The organism is Mycobacterium sp. SM3041, assembly GCF_039668335.1.
Classification (GTDB): domain Bacteria; phylum Actinomycetota; class Actinomycetes; order Mycobacteriales; family Mycobacteriaceae; genus Mycobacterium.
Genome location: NZ_JAYXBQ010000025.1, coordinates 40531 through 65055, shown reverse-complemented (window position 1 = coordinate 65055; position 24525 = coordinate 40531). Strand labels below are relative to the sequence as shown.

General features: G+C 65.6%; 24 protein-coding genes. 15 read left to right on the top strand and 9 right to left on the bottom strand.

Going from position 1 to position 24525, the window contains the following annotated elements; all coding sequences use genetic code 11:
• Positions 1-687: type 1 glutamine amidotransferase domain-containing protein (locus VXD91_RS06845; RefSeq protein ID WP_346415023.1), on the bottom strand; the 687-nt coding region annotated here is incomplete at its 3' end.
• Between the two features lie 153 nt (positions 688-840).
• On the opposite strand from VXD91_RS06845, the gene VXD91_RS06840 reads away from it, so the two are divergent.
• Genes VXD91_RS06840 through VXD91_RS06830 form a run of 3 tightly spaced genes read left to right on the top strand, consistent with a single transcriptional unit; the run spans position 841 to position 3974 of the window.
• On the top strand, positions 841-1866 hold the full coding sequence (locus tag VXD91_RS06840) for an AraC family transcriptional regulator (RefSeq protein ID WP_346415021.1): 1026 nt from the start codon (positions 841-843) through the stop codon (positions 1864-1866).
• Positions 1863-2918 carry an AraC family transcriptional regulator gene (locus VXD91_RS06835; RefSeq protein ID WP_346415020.1) on the top strand — a complete coding sequence of 352 codons (1056 nt, stop codon included), beginning with the start codon at positions 1863-1865 and terminating at the stop codon, positions 2916-2918. Before VXD91_RS06840 ends, VXD91_RS06835 begins: the two co-directional genes overlap by 4 nt.
• A 60-nt stretch (positions 2919-2978) precedes the next feature.
• Positions 2979-3974 carry an NAD(P)H-quinone oxidoreductase gene (locus VXD91_RS06830; protein ID WP_346415019.1) on the top strand — a complete coding sequence of 332 codons (996 nt, stop codon included), beginning with the start codon at positions 2979-2981 and terminating at the stop codon, positions 3972-3974.
• Here the strand turns inward: VXD91_RS06830 and VXD91_RS06825 are convergent.
• Together VXD91_RS06825 and VXD91_RS06820 are read right to left on the bottom strand one after the other, a co-directional pair.
• Entirely contained in the window at positions 3971-4276 is a 306-nt protein-coding gene (locus VXD91_RS06825; protein WP_346415018.1) for a hypothetical protein, read from the bottom strand. The two genes, VXD91_RS06830 and VXD91_RS06825, sit on opposite strands and share 4 nt — an antisense overlap.
• Complete coding sequence (locus tag VXD91_RS06820; RefSeq protein WP_346415017.1) at positions 4273-5184, bottom strand: universal stress protein; 912 nt, start codon at positions 5182-5184, stop codon at positions 4273-4275. The genes VXD91_RS06825 and VXD91_RS06820 overlap by 4 nt, the downstream gene beginning before the upstream one ends.
• A 206-nt stretch (positions 5185-5390) precedes the next feature.
• On the opposite strand from VXD91_RS06820, the gene VXD91_RS06815 reads away from it, so the two are divergent.
• From VXD91_RS06815 to VXD91_RS06790, 6 genes are all read left to right on the top strand, one after another.
• A complete protein-coding gene (locus VXD91_RS06815) occupies positions 5391-6389 on the top strand; it encodes an NAD(P)H nitroreductase (protein WP_346415016.1) in 999 nt (332 codons plus the stop codon).
• A 290-nt stretch (positions 6390-6679) separates the two neighbouring features.
• A complete protein-coding gene (locus VXD91_RS06810; RefSeq protein ID WP_346415015.1) occupies positions 6680-7498 on the top strand; it encodes a universal stress protein in 819 nt (272 codons plus the stop codon).
• 76 nt (positions 7499-7574) lie between these two features.
• Positions 7575-8222, top strand: a complete 648-nt coding sequence (locus VXD91_RS06805) for a response regulator transcription factor (RefSeq protein WP_029104893.1) — start codon at positions 7575-7577, stop codon at positions 8220-8222.
• A 57-nt stretch (positions 8223-8279) separates the two neighbouring features.
• Positions 8280-9983, top strand: coding sequence for a GAF domain-containing sensor histidine kinase (locus VXD91_RS06800; protein ID WP_346415014.1), 1704 nt, complete (start codon positions 8280-8282; stop codon positions 9981-9983).
• Positions 9984-10204: 221 nt separating this feature from the next.
• Entirely contained in the window at positions 10205-11236 is a 1032-nt protein-coding gene (locus tag VXD91_RS06795; protein WP_346415013.1) for an NAD(P)H nitroreductase, read from the top strand.
• A 53-nt stretch (positions 11237-11289) separates the two neighbouring features.
• Positions 11290-11739, top strand: coding sequence for a hypothetical protein (locus VXD91_RS06790; protein WP_346415012.1), 450 nt, complete (start codon positions 11290-11292; stop codon positions 11737-11739).
• Positions 11740-11773: 34 nt separating this feature from the next.
• Here the strand turns inward: VXD91_RS06790 and VXD91_RS06785 are convergent, their stop codons facing one another.
• On the bottom strand, positions 11774-12382 hold the full coding sequence (locus tag VXD91_RS06785) for a hypothetical protein (RefSeq protein WP_346415011.1): 609 nt from the start codon (positions 12380-12382) through the stop codon (positions 11774-11776).
• 252 nt (positions 12383-12634) lie between these two features.
• Here VXD91_RS06785 and VXD91_RS06780 point away from each other — a divergent pair, with 252 nt between their 5' ends.
• Both VXD91_RS06780 and VXD91_RS06775 read left to right on the top strand, forming a co-directional pair.
• On the top strand, positions 12635-14032 hold the full coding sequence (locus tag VXD91_RS06780) for a wax ester/triacylglycerol synthase family O-acyltransferase (protein ID WP_318984898.1): 1398 nt from the start codon (positions 12635-12637) through the stop codon (positions 14030-14032).
• Between the two features lie 64 nt (positions 14033-14096).
• Complete coding sequence (locus VXD91_RS06775) at positions 14097-14486, top strand: STAS/SEC14 domain-containing protein (RefSeq protein ID WP_318984897.1); 390 nt, start codon at positions 14097-14099, stop codon at positions 14484-14486.
• A gap of 60 nt (positions 14487-14546) precedes the next feature.
• Here VXD91_RS06775 and VXD91_RS06770 read toward each other — a convergent pair whose 3' ends face one another.
• Both VXD91_RS06770 and VXD91_RS06765 read right to left on the bottom strand, forming a co-directional pair.
• Positions 14547-16943, bottom strand: a complete 2397-nt coding sequence (locus tag VXD91_RS06770; RefSeq protein ID WP_346415010.1) for a phosphoketolase family protein — start codon at positions 16941-16943, stop codon at positions 14547-14549.
• Positions 16940-17875 (bottom strand): universal stress protein, encoded by a 936-nt coding sequence (locus tag VXD91_RS06765; RefSeq protein WP_346415025.1) that lies wholly within the window; start codon positions 17873-17875, stop codon positions 16940-16942. Before VXD91_RS06765 ends, VXD91_RS06770 begins: the two co-directional genes overlap by 4 nt.
• A gap of 241 nt (positions 17876-18116) precedes the next feature.
• Between VXD91_RS06765 and VXD91_RS06760 the strand changes: the two genes are divergently transcribed.
• Complete coding sequence (locus VXD91_RS06760) at positions 18117-18905, top strand: universal stress protein (protein ID WP_346415009.1); 789 nt, start codon at positions 18117-18119, stop codon at positions 18903-18905.
• Positions 18906-18960: 55 nt separating this feature from the next.
• Here the strand turns inward: VXD91_RS06760 and VXD91_RS06755 are convergent, their stop codons facing one another.
• Together VXD91_RS06755 and VXD91_RS06750 are read right to left on the bottom strand one after the other, a co-directional pair.
• Positions 18961-19854, bottom strand: coding sequence for a universal stress protein (locus VXD91_RS06755; protein ID WP_346415008.1), 894 nt, complete (start codon positions 19852-19854; stop codon positions 18961-18963).
• Positions 19855-19991: 137 nt separating this feature from the next.
• Positions 19992-20288, bottom strand: a complete 297-nt coding sequence (locus VXD91_RS06750) for a hypothetical protein (protein ID WP_346415007.1) — start codon at positions 20286-20288, stop codon at positions 19992-19994.
• Between the two features lie 84 nt (positions 20289-20372).
• Between VXD91_RS06750 and VXD91_RS06745 the strand changes: the two genes are divergently transcribed.
• The 3 genes from VXD91_RS06745 to VXD91_RS06735 all read left to right on the top strand — a co-directional run bounded on the left by VXD91_RS06745 (position 20373) and on the right by VXD91_RS06735 (position 23866).
• Entirely contained in the window at positions 20373-21737 is a 1365-nt protein-coding gene (locus tag VXD91_RS06745) for a cytochrome P450 (protein WP_346415006.1), read from the top strand.
• The gene (locus VXD91_RS06740; protein ID WP_318984892.1) at positions 21734-22396 is read left to right on the top strand and encodes a class I SAM-dependent methyltransferase; all 663 of its coding nucleotides are present in this window, start codon (positions 21734-21736) and stop codon (positions 22394-22396) included. Before VXD91_RS06745 ends, VXD91_RS06740 begins: the two co-directional genes overlap by 4 nt.
• An 81-nt stretch (positions 22397-22477) precedes the next feature.
• Positions 22478-23866, top strand: coding sequence for an AAA family ATPase (locus VXD91_RS06735; protein ID WP_318984891.1), 1389 nt, complete (start codon positions 22478-22480; stop codon positions 23864-23866).
• A 25-nt stretch (positions 23867-23891) separates the two neighbouring features.
• Here VXD91_RS06735 and VXD91_RS06730 read toward each other — a convergent pair whose 3' ends face one another.
• A complete protein-coding gene (locus VXD91_RS06730) occupies positions 23892-24446 on the bottom strand; it encodes a PadR family transcriptional regulator (protein ID WP_318984890.1) in 555 nt (184 codons plus the stop codon).
• Between the last annotated feature and the right edge of the window lie 79 nt (positions 24447-24525).

The following is a 24525-nucleotide window of genomic DNA, read 5'->3' as shown; positions in this document are numbered from 1 at the left end:
GCGCCCGAGGACTTCGACGACCTTCTTGGCCGTGGCTTTCGCGGAGCCGGGGTTCTGCCCGGTCACGAGGCGACCGTCGGCAACGACGTACGAAGCGAAGGGAATGAGCCCCTTTTCGTAGAGTGCGCCGCGCTTCTTCATTTCTTCTTCGACGTTGTAGGGCACCAGCTTGTCGACGCGGGCCACGACTTCCTCGGTCCAGGAGAAGCCGGTGAGTTTGCGGCCCGCCACGAGCAGCGAGCCGTCCGAAAGCGTGGTGTTCAGCAGCCCGGCGTAGCCGTGGCAGACCGAGGACACGACTCCCCCGCGTTCGAAGATTTCCCGCGAGATACGTTGCAGTCCTTCGCTGTCCGGGAAGTCGAACATCACCGCGTGGCCGCCGGTGAAGTAGATGGCGTCGAAATCCGCCGAGTCGATGTCCGCCGGCGCGGCGGTGTCGGCCAGCAGCGCCATCTTGGCGGCGTCGGCTTTCCAGGCTTTGGCGCTCTTGTCGAAGTTGGGGAACTTCAGCGACCGCGGCTCCAGCGGCGAGAGCCCACCCTGGGGGCTGACGATGGTCTGCTCGTAGCCGGCCTCGGCGAAGACGTGGTAGGCATGCGTCAGCTCCGACAGCCACAAGCCGGTCGGCTCGGACGGGTCCTCGTAGTGCGAGACGTTGGTGACGACGTTCAGGATGCGCTTGGTCATACGGCAAGAATTCCGCAGGCGGGAATGCGGCGCTACGAGTTGGCCACTTCTCACAACTTGTTGGCCATTCATCACCTATTGCGTGAGACGGCTCGGCCCCTAGGCTCGGTACCGCAGGGTGACAGCAATCGGATTCGGCCGAATGAGGAGCATGTGAGTACGCACGATGTTCTCCGCTCACCGGCGGGGGTGGCTCTGCTCGTCGACCTCGCGACCGAACACGGAATGCCCGCCACCGCATCACTGCATGGCACGTCGCTGACCCGCTCCGCCCTCGATGACCTGGACGCCGAAGTGCATCTGCGCGACGAGATCCAGATCATCACCAATATGCTTGGCGCCCTTGATGTCCCCGGCCTCGGCATCGAAGCCGGGCTGCGCTGCCATGCCGCCTCGCCCGGAATCTGGGGCCTGGCGCTGATGAGCTCGCGCACGTTGGGCGAGGCGATGCAGGTGGGCGTATCGCTGGCTGCGCTCAGTTTCTGCCTGTGCCGGCTCACGGTGTCGCCCGACATGACGGACGGCTACGGCCGGCTGATTCTCGACCCGTCCCACCTGCCGTCCGACCTGCGTCAGTTCGCCGTCGAGCGCGACAGCACCGGTATCCAGACGCTGCAGCGTGACCTGCTCATGTCATCGGACGCCCAGCTACAGGTCGCGTACACCACCGAGCGGCCCGCGGATGACATCGTGCGGAAGTACGTCGACATCTTCGGCGTCGAGCCCGAGTTCGGCGCACCGCAGAACTGCCTCATCGTCAGCCTCGACGCGTTGAACAAACCACTGCCCCAGGCGAACCAGTACGCGCGCTCGATGGCCGAGAAGCAAGCCGTCGAACTGCTGCGACAGCGGTCTGCGCGTGCCGGTGTCGCCGGCCTCCTGCGCGACATGATGCTGTCGAGTCCGGCGCCCGTGCTGACACTCGACGAGGCCGCACGGCAGCTGACTGTCAGCGCGCGCACGCTACGCCGGCACCTCGCTCAGGAGGGAGTGTCGCTGCGCGATCTGCAGGAGGAAACCCGTGAGGCACTCGCCGAGGAACTGGTCGCGAGCGGGATGCCCGTTGCCGAAATAGCCGACCGCCTCGGCTATTCGCAGACCTCCAGCTTCACGCAGGCGTTCCGCCGGTGGAAGGGCGTCGGGCCCCGCGAGTACCGCGAGCGATTGCGCGACCGATGACGACGCTTGACCTGCACTCCAAGCGGTCTGCCGCGAGCTTGACGGTGATGCTCGACTGGGCCGCCGACTTCGGCTTGACCGCGCAGCAATGCCTCGCCGGCACCAGGATCCCACCCGCGGCGATTCGCGTTCCCGATGCCGAGGTCACCGCGCAGCAGGAACTCAGGGCCATCACCAATATCGTTGCCGCGTTGGGTGATCAGCCCGGCCTCGGCCTGCAGGCGGCGGCCCGGTACCCGGTCACGGCGTTCGGGCTGTGGGGATTCGCCATCCTGACCAGTCCGACCTTGGGCGAGGCGATCGATGTCGCCGTGCGATTCGTTCAATTGAGTTACGCCTTCTGCACTTTCGAGACCCGACGACACGGTGACGATCTGACGATCGTCATCGACGCCCGGGCCGTGCCGGCACCGATCCGCAGGTTCGTCCTGGAGCGCGACGCAGCGGCCATCCCCAACCTGTACCGGGAAATTCTGGGCGCCACCCCGCCGCCGAGCCGCATCAGCTTCGCCCTCCCCGATCCGGGGCCGGCCGTGACGTTCTATGAAGACATGTTCGGCTCCACGCCGGAATTCGATGACACCGAAACATCGGTCACCATCGGGTCCGGCCTGCTGAATATTCCTCTGCCGCAAGCCAGTAGCCACACCGCCAAGCTCACCGAGCAGCAGTGCCGGATGCTGCTCGAACAGCGGGAAGCCCGTACCGGCCGGGCCGGCCTGGTCCGTGACCTGCTGCTGGCCGACCCCGCCAACCCGCCGAGCCTGGCCCAGGTGGCGGACCGACTCTCGTGCAGTACCCGAACGTTGCGCCGCCAATTGGAGGCCGAGGGCACGTCGTTCCGGAAACTGCTCGACGAAGTGCGCCACCACCTCGGGACGGAGCTGTTGCAGAGCGGCATGACGGTCGAGCAGGTGTCCAACCGGCTGGGCTACACCGATGTCAGCAACTTCTCCCACGCCTTCCACCGCTGGAACGGCTCCAGCCCACGGGCTTACCTGGCACGCCGGAAGACCTACCCGAACAGACCCACGAGAAGTACCAGGCACTGACCACAATCAGAGTCCGTCGACCACAACCAACCCAATTCCCCATCCCCGGAGGCAAATAACATGTACGCGACAACTCTCAACGGCCACGGCGAGCCCGAGGTGATGGAATGGGCCGAGGTCGACGACCTTCCCGCGCCCGGGCCCGGTCAGGTCGCCATCGAGGTGGTGGCGGCCGGTGTCAACCGGGCCGATGTCATGCAGCGCATGGGCTTCTATCCGCCGCCGCCGGGCGCCAGCGACATTCCGGGCCTTGAGGTCTCCGGTTACATCGCTGAAGTCGGTGCCGGAGTGCAGGATTGGGCACCCGGTGACGCGGTGTGTGCTCTGCTGGCCGGCGGTGGGTACGCCGAACGTGTCAACGTCGCCGCCAGCCATGTGCTGCCCGTGCCTCAGGGCGTGAGCGTCACGGCCGCGGCGGCGCTGCCGGAAACCGCGGCCACCGTCTGGTCGAATGTGGTGATGACCGGTGGTCTACAGAGCGGGCAGACGCTGCTGATCCACGGCGGCGGCAGCGGAATCGGCACGCACGCAATACAAGTCGGCCGCGCACTCGGGGCCAACGTGGCGGTGACGGCCGGCACACAATTCAAGCTGGACGCCTGCCGCGAACTCGGCGCGCGGACGTTGATCAACTATCGCGACCAGGATTTCCCGGCGGTGGTCAACGCCGAATACTCTGGCGCCGACGTCATTCTTGACATCATGGGCGGCAGTTACCTCGGCAAGAATGTCGACGCCCTCGCCGAGAACGGCCACCTGACCATCATCGGCTTACAGGGTGGCGCCGTCGCCGAACTGAATCTCGGCACGCTGCTGTTCAAACGAGGATCGGTACATGTGACGAACCTGCGGCGCCGGCCGGAGGAAGGCCCCGGCTCCAAAGCCGAGATCATCAGCGCGCTGCGGCAGCATCTGTGGCCACTGATCGACGCCGGAGCGGTGGTGCCTGTCGTCGCGGCGGAGGTGCCGATCACCGACGCCCCTGAGGCGCACCGCCTGCTCGACTCCGACAAGACCGTCGGAAAGGTGCTGCTGACCGTCCGGGATGCCGACTAGCAGCCCAAATCACTGCCACGCCGAATGCGGTCGGCGACGATTCGCTCGACCAACAGTGGGACGAACGCTTGAATTCGGGCATCCGCGAACTGCATCGCAGTCTCCCGGCACCAGCTCGCGATCTCCGCATCCCGCGCGGTATCGTGGCGCCCCTCGCGAAGAGCGAGTTTCGCCGCAACGTGGGCAATCCAGTCCGTACCCGCGGTGTCACGGGACTGCCGCGTCCCGAATTCGGTCGCCACCGACCCTTGTCTGGTTGCCGACTGGGTGCGCCGGATCGGCTCATGCAGCACCTGGGTCATGACTGCCCTGCCGTCAGCAGCTCGGTCGAACTCTGGTGGCAAGCTGTTCCATTGCCACTTGATGGGCGGTAGGCCGGCCGGACGAACAACAGTGTGCAGTCCGAACCTTTCAAGGTTTTGCGCATTTCGTCGCTGGTCAGTTCCGCAACCAAGTCCCGGTCGTCACCCGGCACGATGACAAGCTGGTCGATGCATGCACTCTGCCGCAGCAAGTTGCTCAGATGCCCCGGCATCGCCAGGGTGACCGACTCGAGGTAACTGTTGTCCGCGGCCCTCAAATACCGCTCCAGAGCGGCGTGCACCGGATTTCTGACATCGACCGGCGCCCCCGAATGCGACCAGGGCTCCAGCATCAGAATCGGCGCATCACGCCATGCCGAATCAGACTCGGCAGCCTTCAATACGGCCGTGGCAGAGGCTGATTCGTCCAGGACGGCCACGATCCACTTGCGATGGTCGAACTCGCGATGTTTCCGCCGGATGATCGCGACCGAGCCTGGCGCGCTCCGGGCCACCTCAACAGCCGTCGATCCGCGCGGAGCATCAGGCGTGTCATGTGTTCCGCGGTCGCCGACGCACACCACAGCCGCCTGGCGGGACTCATCGGCAAGGCATTCAGCCGGGCTGCCCGAGAGAATCTCTGATTCGAGCTTCACGTCGACGCGTGTAGCGGTCACGGCTTTCCACGCCTTGTGTAACGCGTGCTGAGCGCGGTCGATGCTCTCCTGGCTGTCGGCATGATCCGAGTCGATGACGTAGACCAGCCGCAACGTGGTGTCCCGGCTCGCCGCCTCGAGTGCGGCCCAGCGCGCAGCGCGCACCGCATGTTTCGAACCGTCGATGCCGACGACGACCGGGTTGACCGGGGCTTGGATGTTCATCAAAGGTCCTTGTGCCGTAGTGGTCATGCAGCTCTCCGATGACATCTGACCGCACTGCTCGAACACGGCATAGTGTCGAAGGTCCTCGCGGGATCCGAAAAGTGCTCTGTCGACACCCGATGACGTGCTTGACCGCCAACTGCCGAGGTAATGATGACTTCCGACCCTGTGCGAAGCGTCCGAACCGTCGCAGGCTTCAAGGTGCACCTCGCTGTTGTCGAGAAGGACGCCGCATGACGAAAGCCACTATTTCCCTCGCGGAAATCGAAGATGCGGTACTTCTGGCCTGCAGAGCGCCGTCGATCCACAACAGCCAGCCGTGGAATTGGGTGCTCGAATCCGCCACGCTGAAGCTGTATCTCGACGCCGGCTGGCTGGTCACCACCGACGGTTCAGGCCGCCAGGCACTGTTGAGCTGCGGCGCGGCCTTGGACCATCTCCGCGTGGCGATGGCCGCAACTGGCTGGACCACCAACGTCGAGCGCTTTCCCGACCCCGAGAACCACCGGCACCTCGCCGACATCCGCTTCCAGTCGGCCGCCGGCGTCACACCGGCACAGCGACGGGCAGCAGACGCGATATTGTGCCGGCGATCCGATCGACTTCCGTTCGGCGCAGTGACAGACCGGCCCGCGTTGGTCGAAATGCTGCGGCTGGCAACGGTGAATCACCCGGCACAGGTTGACGTCCTGACCGCCCGACAACGCACCGAAGTAGCCCAGGCGTCACATCTCACCGATGCGCTACGGATGTACGACGCCGCGTATCACGCCGAATTGGACTGGTGGACTTCGTCTTTTGAGAGTACAACCGGTATTCCACACAGTGCGTTGTTGTCGGCTGCAGAAGGTGATCGGGTTGACATCGGACGCTCGTTCCCGGTTTCCCATGTCCGCGAGCGTCGCCAACATGCCGGCGATGACCAGGCCACCGTGGTGGTCATCTCCGCACTCGGCGATACGCGCGAGGACATCTTGGCGTGCGGCGAGACGTTGTCGGCAGTGCTGCTCGAAGCCACCGTCGCGGGCCTAGCCAGTTGCACGCTCACCCACCTGACGGAGCACCCGGCCACCTGCGACATCATCAGCGCGCTCACCGGCCATCCCCTGCCCCAGGTGTTGGTCCGCATCGGCACCGCCCCAGCCCTGGAGGACGTCCCGCCACCGACACCGCGACGCCAGCTGGCGGATGTTTTCCGCTTCCGGCCACATGGCTCTGATGACCGGAAGTGATGGCGGAGCGCTGGATGTGCGCCTGGCGGCCGCCCACTTGCGATACAGCCGGCCCGCTACGCACAGTGCAGCCGCAAGCGCTACACCCGTTGCCAGTTGCTTCTTCATATCGTCGACGATGACAAGTCGCCAGCCCGCTCACTAGGGCACATGGACCCACGGTCAGGCAACTAGGGACCAATGCCCCTGCCGCGGACACGGTCACCGCACCTACCGTCGACGAATACTCAGCTCGGGGATGTCAGGAGGGTGCGGAGATGTACAAGTCAGCTTCACCGTCGCCGGCCGTCGTGGTCGGCATCGACGGCTCGCGATGGTCGGTCGACGCTGCCTTGTGGGCGGTCGATGAAGCCGTCAGTCGCGACGTACCCCTGCGCCTGCTCTACGTCGTCGAGCCACGCGGTGCCGTCGATCCCCAGCAGGAAGCCCAAGATCTGGCGTGCGCCGACGTCTCCGTGCGGCGTGCGCTGGTCGCGGTCGAGTCCACAGAGCAGCCTGTCAAAGTGGAATGGGAAGTACTGCAGGGGCATCCCTCCCGGGTCCTCCTGGACGCCAGCCGATCTGCTGACCTCCTGTGTCTGGGCTCGCTCGGCATCGCGCATGCCACGGGGCACCGACTCGGTTCGACCGCGGCCACATTGGCGACTTCCGCGCCGTGTCCGGTGGCGATCGTCCGCAGCGGCAACCACCACGGGGTGATGCAGCCCAGGCACGTCGTGGTCGAAGTCGATGAAAGTCCGGACAGCGCCGTCGTTCTCGAGGCCGGAATCAGCGAAGCCCGGCTACGCGGAGTGCCCCTGACGGTGCTCGCAACGCGGCCGACCTCGCCTGCGGACGGACGGGACAAAGTGCAGGATGATGGCGTGTCTGCGCGGCTGGACAAACGTCTCGCCCGGTATCGCCTCGCCAACCCGGACATCGAGTTCAACCCCGTCGCAATCCGTGGTTCCACGATGAATTACCTTGATCGCCATGCCGATTCGATCCAATTGCTGGTGATCGGCAGGCACCGGAGGCCCGGGATGGGTGAGATCGTGGGGACGGCGCGCTCAGCCTCGCCCCAGGTGAACTGCACGGCACTGATTTGCCAACGTAATCAGCGCCTGTAGCCGAGGCCTGGCCTATCGTCATGAGCAAGACGTCAACGTTTATCAGCGCGCCGCCGGCGTGCAGAAGGGCACGCGAATGGTCACAGTATTTCTCGTCGATGACCATGAAGTCGTGCGCCGCGGACTCATCGACCTGCTGAGTGCGGATCCGGATCTCGAAGTCATCGGCGAGGCTGGAACCGTGGCGCACGCCATGGCCCAGATTCCTGCGCTCAGGCCCGATGTGGCCGTCCTCGATGTGCGTCTGCCGGACGGCAACGGCATCGAACTATGCCGCGACCTGCTGTCGCGCCTGCCCGACCTACGGTGTCTGATGTTGACGTCGTTCACGTCTGACGAGGCCATGCTCGACGCGGTCCTGGCCGGCGCGAGCGGCTATGTCATCAAGGACATCAAAGGCATGGAACTCGCCGAGGCGATCAAGGCCGTGGGCGCCGGACGGTCCCTCCTGGACAACCGTGCCGCTGCGGCGTTGATGGCGAAGCTCCGCAATGAAGCCGAGCGCTCGGACCCGCTTTCGGGGCTGACCGATCAGGAACGGGTGCTGCTGGATCTGCTCGGCGAAGGATTGACCAACAAGCAGATCGCCGCACGAATGTTCCTGGCGGAGAAGACGGTAAAGAACTACGTGTCGCGTCTGCTCGCCAAGCTGGGCATGGAACGACGGACGCAGGCCGCGGTGTTCGTGTCGAAACTGGACCGGCCGCGGCGCTCGGACGACTGATCTGCCGCCGGCGTCAAATTCCTGGCGCACCGCTGCCCCAGTGGCAGAATCACCGATGTGAGACGTCAAGACAGCAGCACTGAGCATCCGCTGCGAGCGCCGCTATCGGGACTACGGCTGCGTGAACTTCTCAGTGAAGTTCAGGACCGCGTCGAACAGATCATCGAGGGCCGTGACCGGCTCGACGGTCTGGTCGAGGCGATGCTCACCGTCACGTCCGGGCTCGAACTGGACGAGACACTGCGCACCATCGTGCGCACCGCGATCGAGCTGATCGACGCACGATACGGGGCCCTCGGTGTTCGGGGCACGGATCACGAGCTCGTCGAATTCGTCTACGAAGGCATAGACGAGGAGACCCGTTGCAAGATCGGCCCGCTGCCCCAAGGGCGCGGCGTACTCGGCGTCCTCATCGACGAACCGAAACCCATTCGGCTGGAAGACATTCGCACCCACCCCGCCTCGGTGGGCTTTCCCGAGCACCACCCTCCCATGCGCACTTTCCTCGGTGTGCCGGTCCGCATCCGCGACGAAGTCTTCGGCAACCTGTATCTGACCGAAAAAGCATCCGGACAGCCATTCAGCGAAGACGACGAAGTGCTCGCACAGGCCCTGGCCGCGGCGGCCGGCATCGCCATCGACAACGCCCGGCTCTACCGTCAGTCGCAGCAACGCCAGGCCTGGATCGAGGCCACCCGCGATATCGGTACCGCCCTGTTGTCCGGCACGGAGCCGTCGCTGGTGTTCCGCCAGATCGCAGAGGAGGCACGTTCGCTGACGGACGCGGACGCGACGCTGATCGCGGTTCCCGAGGACGACGATGCGCCGAGCAGCGAGATCACCGAACTCCAGGTGATCGACGTCGTCGGCGATGCCCGAGCATCAGCGCTGGAGGCGCCGGGGGCCCGCGGACCCATCGGCCGGGCTTTTCACGATCGAACGCCCTCGATCTGCCGGGCAGCGGAGCTACCTGAAGCAATTGCGGCCGACGTGGCGTCGGCACTGGTGCTGCCACTGCGCACCACCGAGAGCGTCATCGGAGTCTTGGTCGTGCTGCGGAATGCGGGCCGCCAGGAATTCACCGCGGATCAGCTGGACACGATGGCCGCGTTCGCCGACCAGGCCGCGCTCGCCTGGCAGCTTGCCGCCAGTCAGCGGCAGAAGCGTGAGCTGGCTGTACTGGCCGATCGCGACCGCATCGCCAGAGACTTGCACGATCACGTCATCCAGCGGCTGTTCGCGGTTGGTCTGACGCTCCAGGGCGCGATCCCGCGCGCCAAGTCCAGCGATGTGCAGCGCCGCATCACCGACTGCGTCGACGACCTCCAGGAAGTGATAACCGAAATCCGCACCGCGATCTTCGATCTGCACGGCAGCACCGCCTCCACCACTCGGTTACGACAGCGACTCGATGCCGCGGTCGCCTCTTTCTCCAGCCACGAACTGCACACCACGGTCCGCTACGACGGCCCGCTCTCGGTCATCGAGCCCGACTTGGCCGATCACGCCGAGGCCGTCGTCCGCGAAGCGGTGAGCAACGCCGTCCGTCACGGCAAGGCCAGCGCGGTCGGCGTCACCGTCAACGTCGACAACGACTTGCGTATCGAGGTCACCGACAACGGCCAGGGATTACCCGAAGGCATCACCGAAAGTGGCTTGGCGAACCTCCGCCGACGGGCGCGAGACACCGGCGGTGACATGACCGTCGGACCCGGCGTCGACGCCGGCACCGTCCTGCGGTGGTGGGCGCCGCTGCCCTGATGGGGCGACTCGGGATGCGGGTCCAATGTCTTTGGCCACCAATGACGATAGACACCGCTTCCGCCGGCATGTGGTCTGGGACAGAACTCTTCAGCAAGTGACGTAGTGCTCTGTCGATCGTGCCCGATCACCTGCAGGATCGTTGTATGAGAAACGAGCAGTGTGCGCGATCTGAAACGCACCGGGTCGACCTCGATCACAGGTCCAGTGAGGTGAATCAGATGCCCGAGACGTTCCCCGACCATCAGACGATTTGCGCGGCAATGGCGCTGGCAACGCGTGCCCCTTCGGTGCACAACACGCAACCCTGGCGGTGGCGCATCGGCGCCAACAGTGTGCACTTGTACGCCGAATCGTCACTGCACCTGATTCACACCGACCCCGACGGCCGCGACCTGCTGATCAGTTGTGGTGCGGCGCTGCACCACGCGACCGTGGCCTTCCACGCGCTGGGCTGGCAGGCGACCGTGCGCAGGTTCCCAAACCCGGCCGAGCCTGATCATCTCGCCGCGATCGAATTGACACCCTGCGTCCCAGAGCAGGCCGACATCGCTCTCGCCGCGGCGATTCCGCGGCGCCGAACCGACCGGCGGTACTACAGCGGCTGGCCCGTCCCGCTCGGGGACATCGCTCTGATGACCGCCCGCGCGGCGCGCCTCGGCATCGGCCTGCGCCGGGTAAAGCTCAACGACGTCCTCACAAATGCACTGCGGCAAGCGGTTTCACAGCATGTGCATGATCTGGACTACCTCACCGAACTGACGGTCTGGAGCGGCCGCTACGCATCGGTCGCCGGCGTGCCCGCTCGTAGTACACCCGCGCCCGACCACAGCGCTGCTCTCCCCAGTCGCATCTTCGCCGGACCCGTGCTCGGCCAGGCCGCAGGCACAACGGCCACCGATGACAACGGTTCACTGTTGGCGCTCGGCACCTCGACCGACACTCCGATTGATCGATTGCGGGCCGGAGAAGCAACGAGCGCAGTTCTGCTCACAGCCACCGCGCAGGGACTGTCCACGTGCCCCGTCACGGAGGCACTGGAGAATCCCGAGTGCCGAGCCATCGTCCGATCGGACGTTTTCGGCGATGAATTGTTCCCGCAGATGCTCATTCGCGTCGGCTGGGCACCCTTGAACGCAGACCCCTTACCCTCGACCCCGCGCCGCGCGCTGACGGACGTCGTTTCCCTTCTGCACGACGAGGACTCGTTGCCGGGTTCTCGTGCCTGCGACGACGAGGCGGCGGGTCGCTGATCCGAGCCCCGATCAACGACCCGCGCCTCTATCGATGAGATGGAGTTCGCATCATGACCGCAACACCGCACATTCAGCACCGCACCCGGATGTTCGCTCGGGTGCTCGGGCCCTATCTCGTCGTCGCGGCCGCATCACTGGTCACCCGGGCTGATTACGTCAAGACTCTGATGCACACATTCGGGGACAACTCTGTATGGCCTTGGATCACAGGCGCATTCGTCTTACCGATGGGACTGGTCGTCGTCACACTGCACCCGCATTGGCGCGGAGCTGCTGCCGCCACCGTGTCGGTGCTGGGCTGGTTGACTGTGCTCAAGGGCGCGGCGTTGATGATGTTCCCCGCGGCGTACCTGGCGACAGGGCACGACGTTCTGGCCGCCGCACCGTGGTGGCAGGCCGTCGTGATCGTCACCGGGCTGGCCGGGCTGTATCTCACCGCGGTCGGGTGGTCCCCAGATCGTCGATCAGCCCCATCCGTCGCCGTGTCCGCCGACTCCTGATGAACTCCAACGGCATTCGGGTCGGCCGGCAACGTCAGATCGGTACGATTTCCTGATTCCCGGAGTCGATATCATTCAGTTCACGCGCAATCACTGCCATCAGCGTTCGAAGGTCATTGTTCGCGCGGTACAGATAGACCGAGGCCATCTCGATGTCTGCGACGTCCTGACTCCGAATGCCGGTCAGGCACTCACTGAATCCGGAGCCGAAATCCTCGAGAGTCTGCCGCAGGGCGGTTGTCAGTGTCGCTTCCGGGCTCGGCAACAACGTCTGTAGCTGAGGCAGGACCATCTGGCCGGCTTCGCAGGCCCGCTGAATTCCCACCATGTCAGACTTGGCAGCCGCGGTGGCGATGTTGTCCCGCTGAATCAGTAAGGCGTCCAGCGGTGATTCAAGTTGCGCAAGCCACGCATGCAGTTGTTGCGATGTGGGCGGCGCCTGCTGTTGTGCCGTAGCAACTTTCGCCGGCGCTACCGCGTCATCCGGCAGCACCAGGCGGGCCAGCGAAAAGCCGCCGAACATCCAACCGATGAGCATCGCCGCCACGATCAGCGCAGCGGTGATCAGAGCGAGAAACCGCCCTGGGGACGCATCTACCACGCCTTCTGACGACGGGACATCCTCATCGGTGGATACGGCCATCGGGAAATCCTCCCTACGAATCACGACTTCAGCGGGGCAGCCACTCGATGGTGCGCCACTGGTCTGAGGCCCACACGGGCCAAAGGTCCTCTGGCAGGCAGCCGGAAGGCCACAAGCCCGGTCACGGCAGGCTCAGCAGGTGCCGAAGGTCCCTACGACCGCGGTCCATCAGCTCTGCTCGTGAACTTCCGATAGGCGCAACATCATTCGCGAACACCGCACCATTGGCAGGCCGGCCCGTAAAGGACACCGATGAACGACAACCAGCTCACCGCTCTCGATGCCGGATTCCTGCAGGCTGAGGATTCCGACAGTCATGCCAATCTTGCCGTCGCGGTGGTGGCCATCATGGAAGGCCCGGCCCCGGACTTCGCCGAACTACAAGCGGTGCTCGACGAGCGCTCGGCCACCCTGCCCCGTTGCCGACAGGTGTTGCACTCATATCCGCTCGACCTCAGCGCTCCAGAATGGGTACCGGCACCCAGTTTCGACATCACCCACCACGTCCGCCGGCTCACCGTAACAGTGCCCGGTGATGACACTGCGATTCATCGCGCGGTGGCGAGCTTGATGGAGCGCCGCCTCGACAGATCCCGTCCATTGTGGGAAGCGTGGATGCTGGACGGTCTGGCTGATGGTCGCTGGGCGATCGTGGTCAAGCTGCACCACTGCATCGCCGACGGTGTCGCGGCGACAGCGATGCTCGCCGGCATCTGCGACAACCAGTGGGCAGCGCGCGATGAAATACCCTGCCTCCCTTCGGGATCAGCTCAGCAATCGCGGCGCGGCTTCAATCCGATCACGCTCGGCACCGATGCGTGGCGGATGGTGAGATCGACGGCGCGCAGTGGGGTGCGCATGGCGTTCGGAGCTGCTCAACTCGTAGCCGGCGTGCTCACCACCTCGACCCAACCCCTCAACGGGCAGCTCAGCGACATGCGCCGATTCAGTGCTGTCGAGGTCTCGCTACCCGATGTCCAGATGGTCGCCAAGCGGTTCGGCGTCACGGTCAACGATGTGGCCCTGGCAGCCATCACGGACGGTTTCCGGTCAGCGATGCTGCAGCACGATATGCAACCTTCGGCCGGGCCGATCCGCACCGTGGTGCCGGTCTCCGTTCGTCCGGCCGAACTACTCCACGTGCCCGACAACCGGGTTTCCGTGCTGCTGCCGGACCTCCCCGTCGATCGGCCCGATCCGCTCGAACAGCTCCGGCTGGTCCACAAGAGGCTGACAACGGCGAAAGGCAGTGGGCAGCGCCAAGCCGGCTCTCTGGTGGTCGCCGCGGCCAACCTAATTCCGTTTCCGATCATGGCGTCGGCCGTGCGGCTACTGGGCCGGCTTCCGCAACACGGCGTCGTTGCCGTGACGACGAATGTCCCGGGCCCGAGCCGGCGCATGCGCTTGATGGGTCGGCAGATCGCCGCGCTCGTGCCGGTGCCCCCGATTGCGATGGGCATGCGCACGGGCATCGCCATCATGAGCTACGCAGATCGCCTGACATTCGGCGTCATCGGCGACTACGACGCCGAGCTCGACACGGAAGATCTCGCCCGCGGCATCGAGAACGGGCTCGCTCACCTGATCTCCGTCGCGTCAGCTGCGACGCACACTCGCCGGCTGGGCAACCTGATGCTGCTCAGCGGCTAGAACCGGCCATTACCCGCTGCTGCACAACAACTTTGCGCTCAGACTGATAGCACAGGAGTGAACCGTGATCGATCAACAATGGGACTCGGACAACTCGATTCTCACCATTCACCCGGAATCCCCGTTGAGTACCGGCGATTTTGCCGCCCTCAACCAAACTGTCGACCCGAAGATCGAGCAGGGCGGCGACCTTGCCGGCCTCATCATCGACGCTCCACATTTTCCGGGATGGGACAGTTTCGGGGCGATGGTGACGCACCTGCGATTCGTCCATGACCATCACCAACACGTGAAAAAGATTGCCATCGTCACTGATTCGCCGATAGCGGGCGTTGCACAGCACCTGGTGTCACACTTCATCGCGGCGGAGATCCGGAAGTTCCCTGCGGGGCAGGTCGAGGACGCCACGGCGTGGATCACCAGTGGCCGTCAATCTGAGGACCCTAGACCTTAGTCGCCGAAGCCCCCTGAGCGCACAGTCGTCGCATGACGAGGACACATATCGCCGACGCCGTCAATCAGTTGCCGACTCCCAACGCCACTCCGTGACCTCGGGCAGATCCTCACCGCGCGTCCGGATCCATTCACGGTGGCGATCATGAGCCGCAACCATGTCTGCGCGCAGTGCGTGTACCGCGGGACCGTCGAGTCCGGGCGTCAGATCGATGGCGTCGATCACCAGCTGGAAGCGGTCCATCTTGTTCAGCACCAGCATGTCGAAAGGCGTTGTCGTCGAACCCTCTTCCAGATACCCGCGCACATGCATATTCCGGTGATTGCGTCGGCGGTAGGTCAACCGGTGGATCAACGACGGGTAACCGTGGTAGGCGAATATCACGGGCCGGTCGGTGGTGAACAACGTGTCGTACTCCACGTCCGTCATGCCGTGCGAATGCTGAGAGTTGGCCTGCAACCGGAACAGGTCGACCACGTTGACGACACGAATCTTGAGCTTCGGCAGGTGTTTCCGCAGTATCGACACGGCGGCCAGCACCTCCGTGGTTGGCACGTCGCCGGCACAGCCCAGCACCACATCAGGTTCTGAACCCCTGTCGGTGCTGGCCCACTCGAAGATGTCCGCACCGCGTGCGCAATGCACCGCGGCCTGCTCGGCGGTGAGCCATACCGGTGCGTCGTTCTTCCCGGCAACGATCACGTTGATGTAGTCCCGGCTGGCGAGGCAATGCGCCGCTACCGACAGCAGCGTATTGACGTCCGGCGGCAAGTAGATGCGCGCGATATCGGCGCGCTTGTTGGCAACGTGGTCGATGAAACCGGGGTCCTGGTGCGAGAAGCCGTTGTGGTCCTGGCGCCACACGTGGGACGTGATCAAATAGTTCAGGGACGCGATCGGTGCGCGCCACGGTAGTTCGCGGCTCACCTTGAGCCACTTGGCATGCTGGTTCACCATCGAGTCCACGACATGGGCAAAGGCCTCGTAGCTGTTGAGCAGGCCATGCCGCCCCGTCAGCAGATAACCTTCCAGCCAGCCCTGGCACATGTGTTCCGACAAGACTTCGAGCACACGCCCGTCGCGGGCCAGGTGCTCGTCGCTCGGCAGAACTGCTGCGTTCCACTGCTTGTCGCTGACGTCATACACGGCATCGAGCCGATTCGACGCCGTCTCATCGGGTCCGAACAGTCTGAAGTTGCGATAGCAGGCGTTACGCACCATCACTTCGCGCAGATACTGCCCCAGCACCCTGGTCGGCTCTGCGGTGGTATCCCCCGGCTTGACGCTCGACACGGCGAATTCCTTGGCGGCAGGCAGATGCAAAGGTGTCAGCAGCAGGCCGCCGTTGGCATTCGGGTTCAATCCCATCTGGTAATCGGGTGAGGGCACATTGCCCGTCACCAGCGCTGTGGGGCAACCCATTTCGTCGAACAGCTCATCGGGGCGATAAGAGTCCAGCCAATCGACGAACTGCCGACGATGTTCCGGATCAGACCGCACATCGGCGATGGGCACCTGATGGGCGCGCCACGTGCCCTCCACAGGCACACCGTCGACCCATTGGGGTCCGGTCCAGCCTTTGGGTGTCCGCAACACGAGCATGGGCCATTGGGGTCGCGGTGGTGATGCCGAGTTCGTCCGCGCAGCGTTCTGGATCTCGCGCACCAGAGCTACCGCATGGTCGAGCGCTGCAGCCATGTCCTGATGCATCTGTTGCGGATCGTCGCCGCTGACGTAGATCGGGTGGTGCCCGTATCCACGTAACAAGCTGTCGAGTTCACCGTCGGTGATTCTCGCCAACACCGTCGGGTTCGCGATCTTGTAGCCGTTGAGGTGCAGGATGGGCAGTACCGCACCATCGGTGGCGGGGTTGATGAACTTGTTCGAATGCCAGCTGGCGGCCAGCGGACCGGTCTCGGCTTCGCCGTCGCCGATTACACACGCCACCAACAGGTTCGGGTTATCGAGCGCAGCGCCGTAGGCGTGTGCCAAGGAGTAGCCCAGCTCGCCGCCCTCATGAATGGATCCTGGAACCTCGGGTGCGACATGGCTGGGAACACCACCGGGAAAGGAGAATTCGCGGAACAGTGTCGCCATGCCGCGTTCGTCGCGGGTGATGTCGGGACGTGTTCGGCTGTAGCTGCCCTCGAGCCAGGCGTTCGCGAACAGCGCCGGCCCGCCATGACCGGGACCGATGACATACATCGCGTCGAGATCATGATCGATGATGGCGCGATTCAGGTGCGCGTAGATGAAGTTCAGCCCCGGCGAGGTGCCCCAGTGCCCCAACGGGCGGGGCTTGATGTGTTGGTGCTCCAACGGTGTTCGCAGTAGCGGGTTGCCCATCAGGTAGATCTGGCCGGCAGCGAGATAGTTGGCAGCACGCCAGTACGCGTCCACCGATCGCAGCCGCGCCGCCGTCAAGGGCTCACGCACCTCGCGAGTTGCGCTCGTCATCGGGTGGACTCGCGAGCATGTGGCCGAGCGACGAGCACCGGGCAGTTCGCCTGGTGGATCAATTTGTGGCAGGTGGAACCGAGCAGCAGTCCGGTGGCGTCGCCTCGACCATGACTTCCCGTGACGACCAGCTGAGCGCGCTGAGCGTGGCTCAGGAGCACGTGTCCAGGATTGCCGAGTGCCGCGACGCGGCGCACGGCGACATCAGGGAATTTCTCCTGCCACCCGGCCAATCGCTCGGCCAGCAGCATCTCCTGCTGTTCCTCACGCGCCTGGCCGGTCAGGTCATTCCAGGGGCCTTGGGCATCGTAGAAATGCGCCGGCAGATAGCCCCAAACCAGGACAGCGGTCAGTCCAGTCCCGCGCATGGCGGCTTCCTCGAAGGCCCAGCCAATCGCATCCTCACTGTCCGGGGCCCCGCTGATCCCGACCACAACGGGTCCTGTCACCGGCACCCCCGGTGCGCGGACGACGACCACCGGGCTGTGTCCGTGCGCGGTCAGCGCCACTGCCACCGAGCCGGCCAGCAGGCCGGTGAACGCGTTCAGTCCGCTTGAACCGACGACGGTGAGGAATGCGCCCTTCGACAGGTCGATCAGCACGCGCGCTGGACGGCCCGCCTTTCTGGTCAACATCACCTCCAGATCAGGGTCCAGCGTCTGGACGCGATCGAGGGCCTCGTCAAGGAAGCGCTGGCCGGTGGTCTCCAGATACTTGAAGAAGCTCTCCGAGGCCCCCGGGTTGAACCCCAGCGCAAAACTCTCGAAGTCGACGGCGTGCACCAACCGGAGCGGGAGGTTGCGCAACTGTGCTTCGTTGACGGCCCAAGTCAGGGCCATCAGCGATGAGCTCGACCCGTCGATGCCGACCAAAATGTAAGGGCGGGGCGGTAATTCGGTCACAATATCCTCCGATGGCTCTGACTGTCCGATGCCCACGACGGTACGAGCGCGACCCCTCCGCTGCTATGGCCGAAAGTCACTCGTTGAGTGATCACTCGCCACCGCTCGGGACCCTCGACCCGTGGTGACTCATGCGCCGCCCCAAAGGCCTTTGTGCCCTCGCCTCCGGTTACGTACCCGGGTGAGGATTCGATGACACATCTGCGGTTCCGCACGCCAGGGCAAACCACTGCGGAACACGCGAAAAGCACCGGGAGACAATATGATCGAAATGCACGCTGGCGATTCCGTCGTGGTCGGCATCGACGGTTCGACAGCTGCCGTCTACGCCGCTCACTGGGCCGTCGCCGAAGCCATCGCCCGAGATGTCCCGCTGCGGCTGGTGAGTTGCGTGCAAGGCCCGCATGGTTCAGATCGGATGGCCATCGAGTACGCCAGGACCTGCCTACGCGCGGCTCACGCCGCCATCGACGACACCGCCGCGCAGGTCAAGGTCGAGACCGCCGTGGTGGACGGTGAACCGACTGCGGTATTGATCGAAGAATCCCGCCGAGCCGCCATGGTATGTGTGGGCTCGGTCGGGATAGGCCGTTTCGCAAAAGCGCTGCTGGGATCGACCGCGGCGGGCGTGGCCGAGGGCGCGGCGTGTCCGGCGGCAGTGGTCCGCAGTTACGCACCGCACCGGCGGTCGCCGGCGGGGTCGATCGTCGTCGAGGTCAATGACTGGGAAGAGAACCACGATGTGTTCGCCGCGGCGGTCGCCGAAGCGCAACTGCGTGGACGGCCCGTTGTGGCCGTCGGCGTGTGTCCGCCGGAGACCGGGATGAGTGGCCGCCAGGAGCTGCTGCGCCGTTGTGCGGTGTGGCAGGACCTCTACCCCGACGTGTACATCACGACCGTACCCATCACGACGAGTTTCGTGCGGTTCCTGCAGGCGACGTCCGAACCGATCAGCCTCGTCGTTGTCGGTAGCCGCGAGGCCGCCAAGCTCGTCAAAATCATTGGCTCACATGCCGACTCGAACTCCGACAATCCCTCTGCGCTCGTCGCGCGGGCCTGAATACCTGAGGTGCAGGTGGCCGCGAACGGCCACCTGCACCTCGTCAACGGTCTGACTACCGGGCCTGCGGCCGGGCAACCAGCACCGGGCACTCGGCATGCTGAACCAGCCGGTGACTCGTCGACCCGAGGAACCACCCGGCCGCGTTTCCATGCCCGTGAGTCCCGGTGACGATCAGCTGTGCGCGCTTGGCATAGCCCAGCAGGACGTGCCCCGGATGACCGGCGGCGATGACTCGGCGGACAGCAACGTCAGGGAACTTCTCCTGCCATCCGGCCAATCGCTCCGCCAACAGCATCGCCTGCTGGTCCTCACGGGCCGGCCCCGGCAGCTCTTCCCACGTCGGTTCGACGTAGTCGAAATAGGCTGGCACATAACTCGATACCAGAACGGCGAGCAAATTCGCACCGCGCAGTGATGCCTCCTGGAAGGCCCAGCCGATCGCCTCCTCACTGTCGGGGGCACCACTGACGCCAACAACGACAGGTCCACCGGCATGGAGGCCTGGCGCGCGCACCACGACAACGGGGCTGTGGCCGTGCGCGGTCAGCGACACCGCCACCGACCCCGCCAGGAGCCCCGTGAATCCATGCAGCCCACTCGATCCGACAACGGCGAGGAACGCGTCCTTGGACTGCTCCTCCAGCAGCTGCGCCGGGCGGCCGACCAGGTTGTGGACGGACACCTCCACCTCAGGCGCGAGCGCCTGCACCCGCTCCTTGGCTTCGTTGAGGAAGTTCTGCCCCGACGTCTCCACGAACTTGAAGAAGCTCTCGGACGCGCCCGGGTTGAATCCCATCACGAAGTTGCCGTAGTCGACGGCATGGACCAGCCGCAGCGGCAGGTTACGCAACTGCGCCTCGCCGATGGCCCACAGCAACGCCTCCAGCGATGATCTTGATCCATCGATGCCGACCAAAATGTATGGGCGAGGAGATAATTCGGTCATGATGTCCGCTCCAGACGAAGGTGCAAATCCCGACATCTTCAACGGTACGGGCGTCGACTGCCCGGTGCTATGGCCAAAAGTCACTCGCCGGCCCGGGCCCAGAGGTGCGGCTTCGCGCCGAGGCGCGTTCCGGGTGACTACTCGGTGTCGCCGACGGCTTCGAGGCGCTCGCTCACCCGAGTGAGCGCCTCGTCGAACACGTCGACCTTCTCGCCACGCTTTTCGTTGGCGGGCTGCGCGGCGCCCCGGCCACCCTCGGATTCCACCCGCGCCGCACCCTGACGCCGCAACAAACTGAAGTTCTTCTCACGCGCCTGCCGCAGCCTGCGCTGCAGTTCCTTGAGTGCTTTCGAATCCATCCGGGCCAACGCCTCGGGATGGCTCTCGGCGATCAGTTCGTTTTCCTGCGGGGTGAGGTTCACGTGGTTGCTCATGACTGATTCATACCCGTGACTGCGATACCTGCCGGTCGAATCACTCGACCGCGCGCCCCTGGCGCGGCATAATTCTTTATTGACATGACTGCAACCATCGACGCCCGCGACGTGGGCACGCTGCCGCTCGCGCCGAAGAATCCGCTGCCGTTACGGCAGTTGATCGCCACCCGGCAATTGCACACCGGGCTGGTCCGGCTGAGCGAGGCCGGTGGGCCCGTCAGTCGCATCGCCGTCGTACCCAAGCGCGTCGCGCCGCCCATCGTGCTCGTCACGTCGCCGGCCGGCATCCGCGACGTGCTGGGTCGCACCGACAACCTCGCCGAACGCTCCACGATCCACGAAGAAGTGCGCAACGTGGTCGGCGACAATCTCTTCGTCCTGCCCAACAAGGCCTGGCCGCCGCGCCGGCGCGCTCTGCAGCCGGTCTTCACCAAGCAGCACGTCGACCGCTTCGGTGGCCACATGTCCCAGGCTGCGCAGGCGATCGCCGACCGCTGGCGCGACGCGCGTGACGTCGACCTCGACATCGAATGCCGCCGGCTCGCCATGCGGTCCCTCGGCTACTCGATTCTCGGTCTCGACATCAACGAGCACGGCAACACCATCGCCGAGAACATGCACGTGGCCTCGCGCTACACGGCCGATCGCGCCCTGCGGCCGATCAAGGCGCCGCAGTGGCTGCCGACGCTGGGACGGCGTCGCGCTCGCGCCGCGGTCGCCCGGATGCGCAAGATGACCATGGCGGTCCTGCAGGACTGCCGCGCGAACCCGGACCGCGATGCACCGCTGGTCAAGGCGCTGCTCGCGGCCTCGGACCCCGACACCGGCCAGAAGCTCTCCGACGACGACATCTGCAACGACCTGCTCATCTTCATGCTGGCAGGTCACGACACGACCGCGACGACGCTGACGTACGCCTTGTGGCAGCTCGGGCGCAATCCCGCGATGCAGGACCGGGTCGCGGCCGAGGTCGCCGCGATCGGCGACCGGGAGCTGACCCCCGACGACGTGCCCCGGCTCGCCTACACCGCCCAGGTACTCAACGAGTCGCTGCGGCTGTGCCCGCCGGCGGCCGGTGTCGGCCGGACGGCGATGCAGGACATCGTGGTGGACGGCCATCGCGTCGAAGCCGGCAGCATCGTGGCCATCGGCATCAGTGCCGTGCACCGGGACCCGACGTTGTGGGACCACCCGCTGGCGTTCGACCCCGACCGGTTCAGCCCCGACAACGCCAAGACCCGCGACCGGTGGCAGTTCATCCCGTTCGCCGCGGGGCCGCGGTCCTGCATCGGTGAACACTTCGCGATGTTGGTGACGACGCTCGCGCTGGCCACCATCGTGCGGTCCAACCGCATCGAGTCGCTCCACGACGACTTCCCGCTCGAATCGCCGTACACGACAGTCGCGAAAGGCCCCATCCCGGTTCGGGTCACCGCGCGCGCGTGACGCCGGCGGTGGCCGACGCCCGGAGCCCGCTCGACTGGGACCACAACGCCTACTACCAGCGCCGGCTGCTGCAGCTCCTGCCGTCACGGTGCCAGCGGGTCCTGGACGTCGGCTGCGGAGCCGGCGGATTCGCCGTCCAACTCGCCGAGCGCAGTGCGCACGTCGACGCGGTCGATCGCTCGGCGGTGATGATCGCCGAAGCGCAGCACCGGGCCCCGACGAATGTGAACTGCATTCAGGCCGACGTGCTGACCGACGCGCTGCCGGCAACCGACTACGACGCGATCGTGTCCATCAGCGCACTGCACCACATGCGGCTCGATGCGGTGCTGCCCCGGCTGGCCGACGCGCTTCGGCCCGGTGGTGTGCTCGCTGCGATCGCGCTGCCGCGGACAGACCTGCGGCGTGAGTGGCCGCATGAGCTCGGCGCCGCGCTCGCCCATCGCGCGCTCGGTGTCCGGTTTCGCGCCGAGCGACTGCTGGGAACCGGCACCGGGTTCGCGAAGACGCCTGACCACGACGTGATGCCGGTGGTGCTGGACCCACCGCTGACGACGCATGAGGTCGCCGCGCAGGCCGCGATGCTTCTTCCGGGCGCCCAGGTGCGGCGCCTGCTCTTCTGGCGTTATCTGCTCGTGTGGCAGAAGCCCACCGCGTAGCGGCGGCGAAAACTCGTTGACGGTGCCTCGGCAGCGTGCCATTCTGTCCGACTGCCCTGTTTCCGACCCACATCACCAACCATGACTCTGACGAACGACGAAATAACGCAACTGGCAACCGAATTCGCCGACGACGACCGCACGGGTCGCCGGCCGATCAGCGATGTCGCGGCGTGGCTGAACGACGTGCACCCGATGGCGCGTGTGACCCTGCATGCACTCGGTGAGTTGCTGGCCGGCGTCTCCGACCTCGACAGGGCCGAGACCGCCGACCGGTTCACCGCCCGTGCGCTCGGGGTGAGCGACTGCGGTCAGCTGATCGATGAAACCCGCGATCTGAATCCCGTGGCACGGTTGACCACGGCGTTGGCACTCGGTGAGTGGATCACTGAGCACGAGCAGGTGTGTCTGGTCGGCCCCGGCGAGTACTCGCATCCCCCGATGTGGACGCAAACCGAGATCGGCGAGCGGCAGTACCGCCACCCGCTGAGCCTGCGCGTGCACTTCCCCGCGGGGTCCCTGTTGCCCGAGGTCGGGTGCGTCATCAAGATCGAAACCCGCGAGTCGTTCAACCACTCGGCCGAGGTCAGCGTCTACGTGATGCCCGCACATCAGGCCGAGGCCCGCGTGCTGCTCGACAGGCTCGCAGAGCGTGCCAACGCGCTCAACCCGTACCGGGGCCGCGCGCTGCGCGCCACCAACGCGCATGGTCTGCAGCTCACGGTGATCGAGTTGCCGCCGGCTGTCAGCCGATCGAATGTGATTGTGCCCCAATCAGTATGGACCGAAGTCGATCTCGGCATCGCGGCGGTTCGCGATCGCCACGGCCTGCTCAACGCCCACGGCTTGGGAGCCCGCCGCGGCGTGCTGTTGTGCGGTCCGCCCGGCACCGGGAAGTCCGCGGTCAGTGCTGTCGCGGCCAGTGAAGTCGTCGGCGATTTCACCGTGATCTACGTCGAGGCCCGCGCCGGAGCGGACCTGCTGACGGTCGTCGTCGAGGAGGCTCAGCGCCTGGGCGGCCCGGTGTTGCTGGTGCTCGAAGACGTCGACCTGTGGTGCCGGGATCGCTCCGTCGGCGGCGGCGGGTTGTCGGAGCTGCTGCAGGCCATGGATATTGCCCCCGACGCCCGCATCCTGACGCTGGCATCCACCAACGACGTCGCGACTCTGGACAAGGCGGCGATCCGCACCGGCCGGTTCGACTCGGTGGTCGAGGTCGGTTACCCCGACCGCGTCGGTGCGGCCCGCATCCTGTCGGTGCTGCTCGGCGACCTGCCCGGAGGGGCGGACGTCAACACGGCCGCAGTGGCCGCGGCCCTGCCCGAGCACACCAGCGGCAGCGACATCCGCGAGATCGTCCGCCGCGCACTGCTCGCCGGTAACGGCGAAGCCATCAGCACGGCGGCGCTGCTCACCGAGTTGGGCACCGGTCGCTACCGCGCCGAGCCGCCGGAAGGCATGTACCTGTAGGACGACGGAACCAACGTCCCAGGGCTCAGGCGCGGTCACCGGACGACGTGAGCCTGTCCAGCACGTCCAGCGCCTCGCGACACCAGTCGACCCAGGCTTGCTCGGTTCGCAGGCCCGCCTTCAACACGAGGTGGCGGAGTACGTCGGCGTCGGCGACCGGGGCCGCGAAATCCCGGGCATCGATCTCGCGGTAGTTGGCCAACATCGCTTCATGCGCGGCGAGGTGGTGCGCGATCACGGCGCGCACGGCCCCGGTCTCGCCGAGCGCCGCGGCGGCGCGCACCCGCACGGCGATGGACATCCGCTCCGGCGCGGGATCATCGATGCCACTGAGCCATTCGCCCAGCGCCGCCCGTCCCGCGGGCGTGATGCTGAAGCGCTTGGGCTGACCGCGCTCGGGGCGATCAGGCGTCGAGGCCTCGGCCAGCCCGGAGGTCTTGAGCTTGTCGAGCTCCCGATAGATCTGCTGGTGCGTCGCCGGCCAGAAGTAGCCGAATGCCCGATCAAACCGACGGGTGAGTTCGATACCCGTCGATGCCCGCTCTGTGAGCGCGGTCAGGATGGCGAATTGCAGCGACATGGCGTGATCGTAAGTCCCGTGCGGTTTCCGCCGACGCAGCGCGGCGGCAGCAGTCCTGTCACGACGGTTATCCAATCTG

Excerpts from the sequence above, each read along its gene's own strand:
- VXD91_RS06760 (WP_346415009.1), top strand. The coding sequence starts at position 18,117 with ATGCACGCTGGCGATTCCGTCGTGGTCGGCATCGACGGTTCGACAGCT.
- VXD91_RS06745 (WP_346415006.1), top strand. The coding sequence starts at position 20,373 with ATGACTGCAACCATCGACGCCCGCGACGTGGGCACGCTGCCGCTCGCG.
- VXD91_RS06785 (WP_346415011.1), bottom strand. The coding sequence starts at position 12,382 with ATGGCCGTATCCACCGATGAGGATGTCCCGTCGTCAGAAGGCGTGGTA.
- VXD91_RS06730 (WP_318984890.1), bottom strand. The coding sequence starts at position 24,446 with ATGTCGCTGCAATTCGCCATCCTGACCGCGCTCACAGAGCGGGCATCG.
- VXD91_RS06755 (WP_346415008.1), bottom strand. The coding sequence starts at position 19,854 with ATGACCGAATTATCTCCTCGCCCATACATTTTGGTCGGCATCGATGGA.
- VXD91_RS06805 (WP_029104893.1), top strand. The coding sequence starts at position 7,575 with ATGGTCACAGTATTTCTCGTCGATGACCATGAAGTCGTGCGCCGCGGA.
- VXD91_RS06820 (WP_346415017.1), bottom strand. The coding sequence starts at position 5,184 with ATGACCACTACGGCACAAGGACCTTTGATGAACATCCAAGCCCCGGTC.
- VXD91_RS06735 (WP_318984891.1), top strand. The coding sequence starts at position 22,478 with ATGACTCTGACGAACGACGAAATAACGCAACTGGCAACCGAATTCGCC.
- VXD91_RS06835 (WP_346415020.1), top strand. The coding sequence starts at position 1,863 with ATGACGACGCTTGACCTGCACTCCAAGCGGTCTGCCGCGAGCTTGACG.
- VXD91_RS06780 (WP_318984898.1), top strand. The coding sequence starts at position 12,635 with ATGAACGACAACCAGCTCACCGCTCTCGATGCCGGATTCCTGCAGGCT.
- VXD91_RS06825 (WP_346415018.1), bottom strand. The coding sequence starts at position 4,276 with ATGACCCAGGTGCTGCATGAGCCGATCCGGCGCACCCAGTCGGCAACC.
- VXD91_RS06750 (WP_346415007.1), bottom strand. The coding sequence starts at position 20,288 with ATGAGCAACCACGTGAACCTCACCCCGCAGGAAAACGAACTGATCGCC.
- VXD91_RS06770 (WP_346415010.1), bottom strand. The coding sequence starts at position 16,943 with ATGACGAGCGCAACTCGCGAGGTGCGTGAGCCCTTGACGGCGGCGCGG.
- VXD91_RS06790 (WP_346415012.1), top strand. The coding sequence starts at position 11,290 with ATGACCGCAACACCGCACATTCAGCACCGCACCCGGATGTTCGCTCGG.
- VXD91_RS06830 (WP_346415019.1), top strand. The coding sequence starts at position 2,979 with ATGTACGCGACAACTCTCAACGGCCACGGCGAGCCCGAGGTGATGGAA.
- VXD91_RS06795 (WP_346415013.1), top strand. The coding sequence starts at position 10,205 with ATGCCCGAGACGTTCCCCGACCATCAGACGATTTGCGCGGCAATGGCG.
- VXD91_RS06815 (WP_346415016.1), top strand. The coding sequence starts at position 5,391 with ATGACGAAAGCCACTATTTCCCTCGCGGAAATCGAAGATGCGGTACTT.